14 protein-coding genes are annotated in these 12,962 nt (G+C 71.2%); 7 read left to right on the top strand and 7 right to left on the bottom strand.

The genetic code is table 11. The features are described 5' to 3' along the window. Positions 1-115 precede the first annotated feature (115 nt). Positions 116-1,609, top strand: a complete 1,494-nt coding sequence (locus QA861_RS34550; RefSeq protein ID WP_334592614.1) for an NCS1 family nucleobase:cation symporter-1 — start codon at positions 116-118, stop codon at positions 1,607-1,609. A 2-nt stretch (positions 1,610-1,611) separates the two neighbouring features. Next, positions 1,612-2,328, top strand: coding sequence for an aspartate/glutamate racemase family protein (locus QA861_RS34545; RefSeq protein ID WP_334592613.1), 717 nt, complete (start codon positions 1,612-1,614; stop codon positions 2,326-2,328). A 292-nt stretch (positions 2,329-2,620) separates the two neighbouring features. Here QA861_RS34545 and QA861_RS34540 read toward each other — a convergent pair whose 3' ends face one another. The 5 genes from QA861_RS34540 to QA861_RS34520 form a co-directional block, all read right to left on the bottom strand. Then, on the bottom strand, positions 2,621-3,103 hold the full coding sequence (locus QA861_RS34540) for a GNAT family N-acetyltransferase (RefSeq protein ID WP_334592612.1): 483 nt from the start codon (positions 3,101-3,103) through the stop codon (positions 2,621-2,623). Positions 3,104-3,147: 44 nt separating this feature from the next. Further along, complete coding sequence (locus QA861_RS34535) at positions 3,148-3,546, bottom strand: RidA family protein (protein ID WP_334592611.1); 399 nt, start codon at positions 3,544-3,546, stop codon at positions 3,148-3,150. A gap of 212 nt (positions 3,547-3,758) precedes the next feature. After that, complete coding sequence (locus QA861_RS34530) at positions 3,759-4,718, bottom strand: GNAT family N-acetyltransferase (protein ID WP_334592610.1); 960 nt, start codon at positions 4,716-4,718, stop codon at positions 3,759-3,761. 85 nt (positions 4,719-4,803) lie between these two features. Further along, positions 4,804-5,505 (bottom strand): hypothetical protein, encoded by a 702-nt coding sequence (locus tag QA861_RS34525; protein ID WP_334592609.1) that lies wholly within the window; start codon positions 5,503-5,505, stop codon positions 4,804-4,806. Positions 5,506-5,619: 114 nt separating this feature from the next. Further along, positions 5,620-6,276: a hypothetical protein gene (locus QA861_RS34520; RefSeq protein WP_334592608.1), complete on the bottom strand. Its 657-nt coding sequence runs from the start codon at positions 6,274-6,276 to the stop codon at positions 5,620-5,622. A 37-nt stretch (positions 6,277-6,313) separates the two neighbouring features. Between QA861_RS34520 and QA861_RS34515 the strand changes: the two genes are divergently transcribed. The 5 genes from QA861_RS34515 (at position 6,314) to QA861_RS34495 (ending at position 11,630) form a co-directional block, all read left to right on the top strand. Then, positions 6,314-7,519, top strand: coding sequence for a toll/interleukin-1 receptor domain-containing protein (locus tag QA861_RS34515; RefSeq protein WP_334592607.1), 1,206 nt, complete (start codon positions 6,314-6,316; stop codon positions 7,517-7,519). Between the two features lie 11 nt (positions 7,520-7,530). Beyond that, on the top strand, positions 7,531-8,262 hold the full coding sequence (locus QA861_RS34510) for a hypothetical protein (protein WP_334592606.1): 732 nt from the start codon (positions 7,531-7,533) through the stop codon (positions 8,260-8,262). Between the two features lie 222 nt (positions 8,263-8,484). Continuing rightward, positions 8,485-10,350, top strand: a complete 1,866-nt coding sequence (locus tag QA861_RS34505) for an FUSC family protein (protein WP_334592604.1) — start codon at positions 8,485-8,487, stop codon at positions 10,348-10,350. A 299-nt stretch (positions 10,351-10,649) separates the two neighbouring features. Then, positions 10,650-11,291: a DUF899 domain-containing protein gene (locus QA861_RS34500; RefSeq protein ID WP_334592603.1), complete on the top strand. Its 642-nt coding sequence runs from the start codon at positions 10,650-10,652 to the stop codon at positions 11,289-11,291. Between the two features lie 165 nt (positions 11,292-11,456). Continuing rightward, entirely contained in the window at positions 11,457-11,630 is a 174-nt protein-coding gene (locus QA861_RS34495; RefSeq protein WP_334592601.1) for a DUF8839 family protein, read from the top strand. A gap of 36 nt (positions 11,631-11,666) precedes the next feature. On the opposite strand, the gene QA861_RS34490 is transcribed toward QA861_RS34495, so the two are convergent. After that, positions 11,667-12,119 (bottom strand): hypothetical protein, encoded by a 453-nt coding sequence (locus QA861_RS34490; RefSeq protein ID WP_334592600.1) that lies wholly within the window; start codon positions 12,117-12,119, stop codon positions 11,667-11,669. After that, the gene (locus QA861_RS34485) at positions 12,110-12,793 is read right to left on the bottom strand and encodes an ATP-binding protein (RefSeq protein ID WP_334592599.1); all 684 of its coding nucleotides are present in this window, start codon (positions 12,791-12,793) and stop codon (positions 12,110-12,112) included. Before QA861_RS34485 ends, QA861_RS34490 begins: the two co-directional genes overlap by 10 nt. Between the last annotated feature and the right edge of the window lie 169 nt (positions 12,794-12,962).

Here is a 12,962-nt window from a genome sequence, read left to right as displayed (position 1 = left end):
GACCGGACTCTTGACGGAGGGACCATGGCGGCAGTTTGGTATACCAAAAAAATCCGCTCTCGCTCCTCCATCCCCCCACCCCCGCCGCCCTCGTCCCCTCGCCCCTGGAGTCACCGTGTCCCTAGCCGACCGTGCCGAAGTCACCGGTACCCCAGCCTTCGTCCCCGATCCCCGGCTCACCAACGAGGACCTCGCGCCTGCGGGCAAGCGCAACTGGAAGGTCTTCGACCTCTTCGCGATGTGGATGTCGGACGTCCACAACCTCGGCAACTACACGTTCGCGGCCGGCCTGTTGGTCCTCGGCATGAACGTCTGGCAGATCTTCACCTCCCTCCTCGTAGGCTTCGTGATCATCTACGTCGGCATGAACTGGATGGGGAGGATCGGCCAGCGGCACGGCGTCCCGTTCCCCGTCATCAGCCGGATCAGTTTCGGCGTCTGGGGCGCCAACATCCCCGCGCTCATCAGGGCCGTCATTGCCATCATGTGGTACGGCATCCAGACCTACCTGGCCTCCGTCGCCGTCAACGTCATGCTCCTCGCGGCCTGGCCGAACCTCGAATCCTGGACGCACAGCTCGTTCCTCGGGCTCGACGCGCTCGGCTGGCTCTCCTTCGTCTCGCTGTGGCTGATCCAGGCGTTGATCATCAGCCAGGGCATGGAGTCCGTACGGAAGTTCCAGGACTTCTGCGGTCCGGCCATCTGGCTGGTCATGATCGCGCTCGCCGTCTGGGTCCTCTCCAAGGCGGGCTGGACCATCTCGCTCACCTCCACCCCGCACCCGGTCTCCGTCGGCGAGCAGTGGCGGCAGTGGTTCGGCGCGATCGGGCTGATCATCGCCACGTACGGCACGCTGATGCTCAACTTCTGCGACTTCTCCCGCTTCGCGCCCGACTACAAGACCGTCAAGCGCGGCAACTTCTGGGGACTGCCCTTCAACTCGACCGCCTTCGTGATCGTTTCGGTCATCGTCACGGCCGGCTCCATCGAGGTGTTCGGCGAGGCCATCACCGACCCGGCGGAGCTGGTCGCCAAGGTCGGCAACACCTGGGTGCTCGTCCTGGCGGCCCTGACCTTCGCCGTCGCCACCATGGGCGTCAACATCGTCGCCAACTTCGTCTCACCCGCGTACGACCTGGCCAACGTCTGGCCGCAGAAGATCAGCTTCAGGATCGGCGGAATGATCAGCACGGTGGCCGCGCTGGTGGTGACCCCGTGGAACCTCTTCTCCAACCCCACGGTCGTCCAGTACTTCCTCGGCGGTCTCGGCGCCTTCCTGGGACCGCTGTTCGGCGTGATCATGCTCGACTACTTCTGGGTCAAGAAGGGCCGCATCGACGTCGACGAACTCTTCAACGGCGAGCCCGGATCGCGCTATTACTACCGCAAGGGCGTCAATCCCAAGGCTCTGTGGGCCTTTCTGCCCGCGGCCGGTGTCGCGGCGGTGCTCGCCCTGGTGAAGGACTTCCATGATGTGGCCCCGTACTCGTGGTTCATCGGCACGGCGCTGGCGGCGGGGCTGTACGCGCTCCTGTGCCGGGACGAGCGGGCCGAGTCGGTCGGAGCCGAAACGTCATCCGCTTCCGATACCGCGTCCGCGGCGGGCTGAGCGTGCGGATCGTCGTCACCAACTGCAATACGACGCGGACGATGACCGAGGAGATCGTACGAGGTGCCCGGGCCGCCGCAGGCCCCGGCACCTCCGTGCATGGTCTCACCCCCGGGTGGGGCCCCGAGTCGGCGGAAGGCTGGCTCGACAGCTACCTCTCGGCCGCCGCCGTCCTCGACACGCTGCGAACGTACGAGGGCCCCTGCGACGCCGTCGTCATGGCCGGGTTCGGTGAGCACGGGCGGGAAGGCGTACGGGAGTTGATGGACGTACCCGTCGTCGACATCACCGAGGCCGCCGCGCACCTCGCGTGTCTGCTCGGGCGGCGCTACGGGGTCGTCACCACCCTCGAACGCTCGTGCGGCCAGATCGAGGACAGCCTCGACATCGCCGGCGTCGGCCGGAACTGCGCCGCCGTCGTCGGCACCGGCCTCGGCGTCCTCGAACTCGGCGACGACCGGCGCACCGAGGAGGCGTTCGTCGCGGCGGCCGAGCGGGCGGTGGCGGCGGGGGCCGAGGTACTGGTCCTGGGTTGCGCGGGGATGACCGGTCTGCAGCGGGCGGTGGGGGAGAAGCTGGGGCTGCCGGTGGTCGACGGGGTGGGCGCGGCGGTCAAGCTGGCGGAGTCACTGGTCGCCCTGGGGCTGACGACGAGCCGGGCGGGGAGCTACGCGAAGCCGTTGCCCAAGAGACGGGGGTGGGGGCGACCGGCGGAGTGAGGGAGCGGCTCATGGGCGGGAGCTTCATGGCGCCGGTGGGGTGCGGTCGGGGCGGCGCGGTGGGTGACGTGCCGCGGGCCGGGAGCGCCGGTGACCGGGGGACTCCGGGGGCTTGGGGAGGCCGCCCAGGACGGTCACCGTCACGCGTGGTTCGACGCCCGGCCGTGGCTCGGACGGCCGGGCGAGTCCGACTGCACCTGCCGGGTCGGGCCGCCGGCCGGGCAGAGGTGGGCGGCGCAAGCGCCCTCGACCTGGCCCGCAACGCACGGCAGTGAGCCCGGGCCCGCCGCCCCTATGCGCGGTTCGGCTGCCAGACGTACCGCACGTCCGGCTCACGCTCCTCGTTCTCGCTGCCGTCGGTGTGCTCGACGGCGACGAAACCGTGGCGCTCGTAGAAGCGGTGGGCGGGCTTGTTGACCTGAAAGGTCCACAGGGTCAGCCCGCCCGGGCTGCGTTCCTTCGCGAGGGCGACGAAGAGGTCACCGATGCCGTGCCCACGCCAGTCGGGGAGCAGATACAACTGGGACACCTCGTCACCGGCGAGTACCAGCACACCGACCGTCCCGCCCCCGTACGGCGCCTCCGCGATCCAGGTCTCGCGGTGCGGCACCACCACGTCCCGGAAGTAGTCGCGGACCTCGTTGTCGGACCGTGGCCAGCCGACCGTGGGTAGGGCGGCGGATCTGGACCGCAACAGCACGTCGGCCGCGGCACCGGCGTCGTCGGCCGTCGCGCGGCGGAGGGTGATCTTCGGGGCGGGGGCTGAGGGGGTCACGGGGGCGGAGCCTGGCAGAGGTGCCGTACCGAACGCACCTGGATTTACGGGACGGCGGCCGTCGCCGTGATCTCCACCAGCTGTCCGGAGTACCCGAGGCAGGCCACCCCGATCAGGGTCGACGAATGCGGTCCGGTGGACAGGCCGGACGCCTCGACGACCTCCCAGACGGCGCCCAGTACCTCCGGCTCGCCGCTCACGACATACACATCGGTCGCCAGGACATGCGCGAAGTCGCTGCCCACCGCCCGGAGTTGCTCGCCCAGATTGGCGATCACCTGCTCCGCCTGCCGCACCGGATCGCCCACGCCGACGATCTGCCCCTCCGCGTCCAGCGGCACGGAGCCGGCGAGAAACGCGAGACGCGTGCCCGCCTCGACGACGGACGCATGGGAGTACGTGGGCGGCGGGAACAGACCGGGGACGGTGACGCGCTTGAGCATGGCGGGCTCCGAGAGAGGTGAGTGCTGGACGGCGGATGGAGGACGGACGGAGCGGACGCGAGGCGCGCCCACAGGACAACCTGCCGATCATGCGGAATGCCGGGTGTCGGGCGCACCTGGATTTCCGTTGAGTGCGCGCTGTCGTGGTCGTACGGCGGCCGATGTCCGGTCCGTCCGTGTCGTGGGTACGTGCGGGTAAGGGCGGGTAGGTGTCAGTCGTGGCGCGAGTGGGACGACCGGCCGTACAGGCCTGTCAGTCGCCAGCCGTCGTCGCGTGCCACCTGCTCGAAGACGTCGATCTTCCGCGCGAGACCCTCCGGGTCGCCGATGTCGCACCATCGGCCCGCGAGCGCCTCGGCCCACTCCTCCTCCCCTCTCACCAACGGCAGCCCGCGCACGGCGAGATGCAGGGCGAGTGTCGACCGTGCGTAGTACCGGACGGCGTTCAGCTCGTCGCGGGTACGGGCGTACTGCTCGGTCTCCCGCAACCGCAGCCGCCCGTCGCGGGTATCGGCGACGAGCAGCGGGACCGTCACTCCGGGTGCGCACGCCTCCGGATCCGCCACCAGGAACGTCAACTCGCCCTCGGTCTCCCTGACTTCGTACCTGGGCAGGTACGACAGCCGGGCGAGCCCGAGCGCGTGCTTCCACGACGTCACCCACAGGCCCCGGTTGAGGTAGTAGCGAACGCTCCGCTGCCAGGTCCAGCACGTGTCGAGCCGGAAGCCGTGCAGGCCCTCGGCGCGGCACGCCTCGTACACCGTGTCCAGCGTCGACGAGGCGAGGCCGCGTCGGCGGGCGACGGGATGGACGTACAGCGACGAGACGCGCAGCGAGCCCACGCCGCTCGGCCAGGTGTCCACGGCGACAGTCCCGAGCGGTCCCCTCGGCCGGCCGCCTTCCCTGTGCTCGGTGGGGTCCCGGATCCAGTACCTCCTGCGGTAGTCGTCGTTGTGCGCGTACTCCCGCCCGGTCGCCCCCAGCCGAAGGCGCAACCGCTTCTCGTGCGAGGCCGTGAACGAGTCCGGGTCGGCGCACTCGCCGAGGGCGCCCTCGGCGAGTGAGGCCAGGTCCCAGAGGCCGAACCGGTGTCCTTCGGCGGCCCCGACCGGGCGTAGGCCGGGGCCCGCCGTCAGACGTTCGTGCACGCGCAGGGCGAGATCATCTTCCATGGCCGGAGCGTAGGGACGTGGACAGGGTGCACGTCCGGCCCGGGAGGGGATCTCACCTGGGGATTCACCTTGGCGGTGGACCCGCTCATTGGTCGCGCGTCTGCCTCTCGCACTCCTGTTCAAGTGGCGGGTACGCCTCGGCGATGGCCGCGCAGATCCGTCGGCGGAGCAGTTCCGTGGCCTCGGCCCGGCCTGAGTCCCGCTCGCCTCCCGGCAGACCGTCCAGGAGGCCGTCGTAGTGACTCATCCGATGTCGTAGGTAGTCGACTTTCCAGGGGGCGAGAGAGGCGCGTTGGACGCGGCCCGTGTCCTGCGCCGAGTTGTCGTCGGTCAGCTCGATCCGGCAGCCGGCCGCCGCCTCCCGTCGTGCCCGGTGTTCCACCGCCCGCAGGGCGAGTTTGCCCGGATCCAGACGCGGTACCTCGATCGGCTCGGTCCTGATGCGCTCCAGAACCTCCAGACGTCGGCGGCGTACCGCGCCGCGCACCGCCTCCGATCGCCGTGCCGAGAATGCCGCCACCCTCCGGAACTCGTCGGTCCGCTCGGCCGCGTCGACCCGCTCGACGCGGTACAGCCGGACCTGCGGCGCCGCCCTCAGCCGTGGATTGACGCTGAGCCGGTCCGGAGTGCCGAGCAGCCGGTGCACCATCCCGCCGGTCCACCCGCGAGCCCGCAGCCCCGCCAAGGAGACGTACCGCTGCCCGTCCTCCTCATAACCTTCACCGCTCTGTGAGCTCTGCTCATCCCGACTGTCCTCGTAGCCCTGATCGCCGGCACGACAATCCATGACTACCTCCCCCGTAGCTCGGTCGTGACGCTCTGTGACGACACCTCCCATTGAAGCGCCCACCACTGACAATCACCCGAGCCACCCTGGAGTCGGGAGCCGAACGGCTCGCTCTCAGGCGGTCAGGACAAGACCGAGCCCGTTGCCGGCCATGCCCTCAACCACCGTCAGAAGGGCTCTGAGCTGCGGGGGGGGGTGCCCCGATCCGCGACCCAGCCCCGGCGAGCGCGGCGCCGGAAGGTCGATCAGGTCGCTGACACCCGCCACCTTCTGCAGGGTCCGGGCCAGTGACACCAGCGTCTGACGGACCGCCGCGATCTCCGAGCGCAGGGCGTCCGCGTGTTCCCAGGCCCGTTCGTACGCGACCGGGTCGACATCCGCGGGCCGGCTCGACTCGTACGCGGCCAGGCGGGGGTGCCAGGACGCGAGCAGGGGGCGCAGGACACGGTTGAGGACCGTGACGGCCAGGACGCCGAAGCTGACATGGCCGGGGGCGAGCGGCGGGGCGATGTCCGGGCCGTACCGGCGCAGGATCTCGCGGGTGGTGCCGAAGAAGGTGTACAGGGAGGACAGTGCCTCGCGCAGGAAGCCCTCGTCGCGGTCGAGTTCCTCGACGGACACCCTGGTGACCAGCTCCAGGTACAGCTCCCAGGCCGCGCTGCGCTCCGCGTCGGCCGGGATCCAGGTGCCCGAGATCTCGCCGACGAACGGAATCGCCAGCGTGGCCGTTATCTGCGACGGGCCCCTCGGCCCGCGTCGCCTGCGTCTCATGATCGCCCTCCCCGCACTCACAGTAGGGTAATCCGTCGTGTGGGATGTCTTCCTCAGTTACAGCCGCGGTGATGTGGACCGGGTGCGTCCGCTGGCCCGGGCGCTGCGGGACGGCGGACTCTCCGTGTTCACGGACGAGACCGGAGTCGCGTCCTTCGCCGGCATCAGCGACACCATCCGGCGTGAACTCGCCCGCTCGACGGCCCTGCTGGCCTACTACTCGGCCGGCTATCCGGAACGTGAGGCCTGCCAGTGGGAGCTGACGACCGCCTATCTCGCGGGACTCGGCGAGGGCGATCCGCGCCGACGGGTCATGGTCGTCAACCCGGAGCCCGGCACCGGTCACATCCACCCTGTCGAACTGCGGGACGCCCGGCATGCCTCCGCCGACGACCTGGACACCCTCGTGACCGTCGTACGCGACCATGTCGGCCGGCTCGAAGGGCCGATGCCCGTCAGGGAGTACGGCGCGGTGCGCCGTACTCGGGGAACGCCCCAACCGTTCCCCGAGTTCCTCGGCCGGCTCCCCGAACTGTGGCAGGTGCACTCCGCACTGCACGCCCACTCCGCGCCCCTGGTCACCGGCCGCGCCGCCGCCCACGCCGTACAGATCCGCGGCATGGCGGGCATCGGCAAGACCCGGCTCGCACAGGAGTACGCGCTGCGCTTCGAGGCGGCCTACCCCGGCGGCGTGTACTGGCTGAGCGGTGAGTCGTACGGCGACTACGAGGAGCGGTACGAGACGTACGCGGGATACGCCTCCGGTGCGGAGGCGCGGCGCGGGCCGACCGCGGGCGAACCGTTCCTGTGGATCGTCGACGGGATCCCCGGCGGGCGGCTCTCCACCCGCGAACTCGCCCGCCTCGCCGCGCCCCGCCCGGGCGGCCACACCCTGTTCACACTGCGCAGCCGCGCGCACGACGGGCTGGGCACCCCCGTCGACCTCGGACCCCTCGACACGGCACACGCGCGCGTGCTCGTCGGTGACGACGTGCTCGCACAGGCGGTCGGCGGACATCCGGGCGCGTCGGACCTGCTCGGCCGGGCGGTCCGCGCGGGACACGCTCCCGGGTCTCTCTATGACCGGCTGCACGGACCGGGCACGTCCCCACTCGACACCCTCGCCCACGGCCAGGGCGACGACACGGCCGCGAGCATGACGGCGTCCCTCGTCCGGGACGTCGACACCCCGGACGCGGCCGACGTACTGCGCTGCGCGGCGGCCCTGCACCCCTGCCGCTGAGCGTCGGCGACGTGGCCGGTGTGCTGGCCGCGACCGACGCCGTCCCGCACGTGGTCGCTCACCGGCGCGCCGCGAACGGCATCGCCGAACTGCGCGTACGCAGCCTGCTGAGCCCCGTCTCCGAAGACCGCTGGCAGCCGCATCCCGTCGTCCTGCACGCCTGGCGCCACCACGACCCCGCCCCGGCCCGCGCCGAGGCCCTGCGGCACGCGGCCCTGCGCACCCTGTACGGACGGCGCGACCCGGTTACGCTGGCCTTCCGCGGAGGCCGGAGGGAGGTCCCCATGGCGGTACCCAGCGAGTCGGAGCGGATGGCGGCCTTCGACATCCAGGTCGAACTGGTCACCCGTATCGGCGTGCAGGAGCTGGCGCCCGGCACGGGCAGTCTGCGCGAGGCCCTGGCGTCCCTCAAGTCACTGATCGACTTCACGCGCGGCACGCTGCACACGTACAACATCGGTCTCCAGCCGGGTTCGGCGGCCGGCGCCGTGACGGTGCAGAGCCTGGCGTACACCCTGATCAACGACACCATCCGGCCCTTCACGACCACCTGGCATCCCCGGCTCGCCGCGCACGAGACCGGCCGCCCGCCCGCCGTGGCCCCCCTCGACCACGAGGCGGCCTGGCCACAGGCGTCCGAGATGCGCGCGGAACTCACCGCGCTGCGCGAACCGTTGGTGCGCATCGCCGAGGGGTTCGGCGGAATCTCGGGGGCGGACTTCGGCGTTCCCGCCGCAGGCTAGGGGCGTACGGAGGGCTCCGGCCGTCACTGCATGTGCCGACGGACGACTTCGTCGCCTCATCGTGCTTGCGTTCATAAAGAACGCGGGTTTCCCGCAGACCGTCACATCCCCGAAATACTTGCGTCCCATCTCCTCCACCGCCCCGAACTACGGTGGACACCACAGCCCGGCCGACGTCGCCCGAAGGCATCGCACCCCAAGCCCTCGCCCGACAGGAGCTCTGTGTCACGCCCCAACAGCACGCGCCCGCGTTTCGCCCTGCCGCCCTGGCTCGCCCACACCCTCCGCGCCCAGCGCGGCCCCGTTCCCTGGAACGCGGTCCTCCGGGGTGCGCTGGCCGCCGGGCCGTTGCTGCTGGCCGGGGTGCTGGCGGACCGTACCTCCCTCGGTGTCGTCGCCGCGCTCGGTGCGATGCTCGCCGGGATCAACGACCGGCCGGGCAGTCGGCGTTCCTCCGTCAGACGGCTCGGCGTGCCCGCGTCGGCGGGTGCTCTCGGGCTGGTCGTCGGGACGTACGCCGGACAGCAGTTCGGAGCCGTGCCGCTGACCCTTCTCCTCACCGGCCTCGGGCTTCTCGCGGGCGGCATCAGCGCCATCGGGCCCGTCGCGTCCGGCGCGGGCACGCAACTGCTCGTCGCCGCCGCCATCGGAGCCGGGATGCCGTTGCCCGAGCCGGGCTGGGAACGGGCGCTGCTCTTCCTGGCGGGCGCCGGCTGGCTGCTCACCCTGCGGCTCGCGCTGCCCACCCCCGGAGGCAGCGCCGGTGACTTCCGGTTCGACGGGGAACGGACCGCCGTCGCCGCCGTGTACGACGCCGTCGCCCAGCTCCTCGACGCCGCAGGGACGGACGAGGCCGGCACCCGGCGCGTCGCCCTCACCGCAGCGCTCGACCACGCCCAGGACGCGCTCGGCGGACCCCGGATCCGCCAGTACGCCAGTTCCGCGGACGAGCGACGGCTGCGCACCCAGTACGCCGCCGCGCTGCCCCTCGCCGAGGCTGCGACGGCCCTCGCCTGGACCGGGGACGCCCTCCACGCGCGCGTGGCGGAAGGACCCCGGCGCCTCGCAGCCGCCGTACGGACCAACACGCACACCGGACCGCTCCCCGCCCCGGCCCGCTCCGCACCGGGGCTGCGCGCCCTCGACGACGCGCTGCTGCACGCCGCCGACGCGTTCGACCGGGGTGGCGACACACACGACCTGCACACCAGGCGCCGTGGCGTCCTGGCCCTGCTCCGCACGGCCGTCGACTCCGGTGGGCGCGAGTACGGGCTGCGCGTGGCGCTCTGCTTCGGCGCGGGTGCGGCCGTCGCGCAGGCCACGCACCACGCCCATTGGTACTGGATTCCGGCCACCGCCGTCTTCCTCGTCAAGCCCGACCTTGGGCCGCTCGTCTCGCGTGTCCTGTGCCGGGCGGCGGGGACGGTCCTCGGGGCCGTCGTCTTCGCAGGGTTCGCCGCCGTACTCCCCCGGCCCGAGGGGCTCGTCGCCCTCGTCGCCGTGAGCGGCGCGCTGATCCCGGTCGCCACCCGGCACTTCGCCGCCCAGACAGCCGTCGTGACGGTGCTCGTGCTCGCCCTGGTGATGGTGGGCGGCGAGCCCCAGGCGTCGTGGAACCGGATCCTGGAGACCCTGGTCGCCTGTGCCCTCGTCCTCATCGTCGGGCATCTGCCCATGCCCGGGCAGCGGGGCGGGGGCGTACGGGCGCGGCTGGCGCGGGCCGCCGAGGCCGCGCAGGACTACCTCCAGCATGTGATGAGCGGCTCGGACGACCGGCACGCGCGCTGGATGCTGCGTCGCGAGGCCTACCGCGCGCTCGCCGAGGCCCGTACCGCCATCGCGCACTCCGCTGCCGAACTGCCCGCGCTGGCACGGCACACCGAGGGTACGGAGGAGGTCGCCGCCACCCTCGAACGCATCGTCGACACGGCGACCGCCTGCGCCGTACACCTCGACGACACCGGACACCTCACCCGTCGGCACACCGAACACCTCACCGAACTCCTGGACGAACTCGCCGTGCGGCGCGAGCGCGCCGGGTTGCGCGTACGGGTACCGGAGGCCGGGGAGAGGCCGCTCGCCGGTTGACGCCGGCCGGCGCCCGCCCGTTCTCACGGTTGGCGCCGCCCACTGCACGACCGCGCCGTACGGTGGCCGCAAGACGACTACTCCGCTGAAGTCGTGCGGGAGTTGGGGGAGCGGCTGCCCGCGCTCGTCTACCGGAGCCATGGCAGACGGATCCAGGAGTACGGCACCTGAATACGTGAACACTGAACACGTGAACACGTGAACACCTGAAGTCTTTCCGTCGGCTCCGATGAGTTTCGCGTGCCCCATCGGTCCAACCCCTGGGAACAGACCGTTCCACCACGGGGCCTGGAGGGGCGATGACACTTCCGCGGATCGTTTCGCGCGACGAATGGCGGGCGGCACGCGAGGCGCTGCTGGTCAAGGAGGAGGTCGTCATGCGCGCGCGTGACGCGCTGAACGCCGAGCGGCGCGAACTGCCCATGGTCGCGGTGGACGAGGAGTACGTGTTCGAGGGCGGCGACGGCAAGGCGACCCTGCTCGACCTCTTCGAAGGCCGCCGCCTGCTCGTCGTCCACCACTTCATGTTCGCCCCCGAATGGGACGAGGGCTGCCCCGGCTGCTCCGAGTTCCTCGACCGCGTCGGTCACCTGGCGCACCTGTGGGCACGCGACGCCTCGTTCGCGGTCGTGTCCCGGACGCCGTACACGCGGATCCTGCCTTTCAAGGCGCGGATGGGGTGGACGGTGCCGTGGTTCTCGTCGTACGGCAACGACTTCAACCGCGACTTCCTGGTGACCTCCGAGCGCGCGGGGGAGGTCGTCGAGCGGTCCGGCGTGAGCTGTTTCCTGCGCGACCGTGACCAGGTCTTCCACACGTACTCGGCGTACGGGCGAGGCCTGGAGGGACTCGGGTCGGCCGCCGGCTTCCTGGACCTCATGCCACTTGGACCGGACGCGGACAGCGAGAACGTGCGCCATCACGACGCGTACGACGACTGATGCGGAAAGTAACAAAAGCGGCGTAGGGGATGTAACGGGATGAGGTCATCCCCACATCTGGCGCTGAACCGGTGTCAACTACGTCTCAGTACGGTCACTTGGCGAGGCCCTTTCCCCATGATGAGCGTTTAAGACTATGAGATCGGCGCTACATGGAGGTGCAGGGTGAACGGGCGAAAGGTGCTCGAACGCTTTCCCGCCGGCGGGCCACGCGGTTCCTGGCCCGCGGAGGAGTTCGCGCAGGAGCGGCGGCTGGAGGGCCAGGCCGCGGAGGTCGTCATGGACCTCGCGACGGACACGTTCCTCGTGATCGTCCGAGGTGGGGGCGTGGGGGAGTGAGGCGGTCGCCGGGCCCCTCGCGAAGGGGGCAGGGGCTCAGGCGCTGATCGGCCTCGACCAGGTGGGAATCGTCCCCGTCACCTGGCACAGGGCGAGGTAGAGCGGTATCGGCGGGGTGTACGGGAGGGTGTCGTGCGGGCGGTGCAGAAGAGGCGGGACGCGCGGGGCGTCGAGGACCACCGCTCCCGTGGCGTAGTGCGCCGGGGCCGGCCACTCCAGGGCGTAGTCGGAGTCGGCGGGGACGAGCCACCACCAGTGGGCCGTGTCCGCGTACACGCAGCCCACGCGCGGCAGCCGGGGGAGAATCTGGGGGCCGAAGCGTGCGGGCACCGCCACCGCGTCGCAGCCCAAGGGGGCGGTCATGCCGGCCGGTATCGGAAGGCACAGGGGGGTTCCCGGGTGGGGCGGACCGTTCAGACCGCGCTTGACGCGCATCAGCGTGTTCATGCTGACGACCCGGGCCCCCGTGGACGAACCCCTTACACCCATTCGGCCTCTGTCCCCGTCCCCGAGTTCGCGTGCTTCTGGAACCTGTGGCGCCCGTGGTGGCCGCCTGGAGCCTGTGTGTCGTCGGCGGGCTCCGGATCGGGGTCGCCGGCCGTGCCGGGACGGGGCGATGGCGCGCCCCAGCCGAGATCGTTGCGGATCTCGGTGTCGTCGAGGATGCCGGCGCTCACGTCGGCAGCCCGGGCCAGTTCCGCCCAGACCAGCAGGCCGGGGCCGTGCTCCTGGGCGCCCCAGGCCCTGCACATGGCCTCTACGAGGAGCAGTCCCCTGCCACCCTCGTCATCGGCGCGCTGCGGCGACTGATGGGGCACGCCGGGCGCGCGGCCCTCGTCACGCACGGCTATGCGCACCAGGTCGGCGCCGTCGTGCAGCTCGCAGACTATGTGGCTGCTCGCGGTGTGCACGATGGCGTTGGTGACCAGCTCGGTGACGACCAGGGCCGCCGTGTCGCAGGTGTCCTCGCAGACCGACCAGCCCGTGAGCCGGGCACGCGTCAGGCGCCGGGCCTGCGCGGGCGAGCCCGGATGGGCGGCCAGCTCGAAGCGGAACCGGCGCTCGGCCGCCGTACCGGGGCGCGGCGAGGCCGCGGCCCCGGGACCGGAGCGGTCCGCGGCGGCGTCTGTTCCTAAGGGCGGGGACGGAATCACGCTTGCCACTATCTCCCCGCCATGAACACTTGGCAAGTGTCACTCTGAAAAATGCAGAGTGCGGTGTGACGAAGTGAAACGGCGTGGCACACTGCTCGCAACAGCACGCGGAGCGGCGCCAGTTGGGACTTTCGGCAGGTTTTCGAATAAACCTTCGAACAGATTCCCGGTGGCGCCG

This window comes from Streptomyces sp. B21-083 (assembly GCF_036898825.1).
Lineage (GTDB): Bacteria > Actinomycetota > Actinomycetes > Streptomycetales > Streptomycetaceae > Streptomyces.
This window is presented reverse-complemented; position numbering and strand designations above follow the sequence as displayed.

Excerpts from the sequence above, each read along its gene's own strand:
- QA861_RS34535 (WP_334592611.1), bottom strand. The coding sequence starts at position 3,546 with ATGCTCAAGCGCGTCACCGTCCCCGGTCTGTTCCCGCCGCCCACGTAC.
- QA861_RS34530 (WP_334592610.1), bottom strand. The coding sequence starts at position 4,718 with ATGGAAGATGATCTCGCCCTGCGCGTGCACGAACGTCTGACGGCGGGC.
- QA861_RS34525 (WP_334592609.1), bottom strand. The coding sequence starts at position 5,505 with ATGGATTGTCGTGCCGGCGATCAGGGCTACGAGGACAGTCGGGATGAG.
- QA861_RS34520 (WP_334592608.1), bottom strand. The coding sequence starts at position 6,276 with ATGAGACGCAGGCGACGCGGGCCGAGGGGCCCGTCGCAGATAACGGCC.
- QA861_RS34500 (WP_334592603.1), top strand. The coding sequence starts at position 10,650 with ATGACACTTCCGCGGATCGTTTCGCGCGACGAATGGCGGGCGGCACGC.
- QA861_RS34490 (WP_334592600.1), bottom strand. The coding sequence starts at position 12,119 with ATGGGTGTAAGGGGTTCGTCCACGGGGGCCCGGGTCGTCAGCATGAAC.